Source organism: Staphylococcus sp. MSU001 (assembly GCF_052976705.1).
In genome coordinates this window covers 1-834 of record NZ_JBRIKK010000047.1, presented here as the reverse complement: position 1 = coordinate 834, position 834 = coordinate 1, and the positions used below count along the sequence as shown (strand labels likewise).

The following is an 834-nucleotide window of genomic DNA, read 5'->3' as shown; positions in this document are numbered from 1 at the left end:
GGGTCTACGTCAAATCGGACTGATGAGTCCAAATATTGAGATTAAGCAACCTTAGGTTGTTTAATCTCTTTTTTTGTTGTTGAGGCAAATAGTCGCGAAGTTATAATAATTCGATTACGCAAATTATCATAATTTCTATAACCAAAAGATACCCTTTTAATGAGTTTGATTTTATTATTAATTCCTTCTAACGGACCGTTGGTCAGGTTAGAATATGTCATAGTATTTTCAATGAAAGTTGCTAATCGTCTTAAAGTTCTAATGACTGGGCGTAATTTAGGACACACATCTGAAAGATGAATAGAAAAGAGTTTATGATTAAATTTCTCTATTTGATTTTCTTTTAATAATCTTCTTAGCTCATGAACGTAGTGATATGTATTAAATAATTCTACATCTACACCTAATAAGTAATTTATAATGCCTTTTTCGGTTTTCCACTCTTTAAATAAATGGACTTTATGATAATTAAATGCTTCTAGCGTTTCAAAAGGTTTAAGAAATAGTTTCCAATAACTTTTATATTTATTATAAAGCGGTCTATTAGAGATTCTATAACTATTCATTACATGAACCCTAGACATATTTAACGCTCGATTTAAAGATTGAACAATATGAAAACGATCAATAATAATCTTCGCGTTAGGAAATAATTGTTTGATTAGTGACATATATGGTTCATACATATCAATCGTTACTGTTTTGACTTTTTGTCTGAGTTTTAAAGAATAGCGATAAAAATGATCTTTAAGCGATTTTAACTTACGATCCGCTACCACATCTACGATGCGGTGCGATACAGCATCTGCATAAATAAAGCTCATTTTTCCTATA

Annotated in this window: 1 pseudogene; it reads right to left on the bottom strand. The window is 29.9% G+C overall.

Features of this window, described 5'->3' with window-relative positions:
- Positions 1-41 precede the first annotated feature (41 nt).
- Positions 42-834, bottom strand: a pseudogene (locus ACVBFA_RS11635) (ISL3-like element ISSha1 family transposase); the annotation flags it as partial.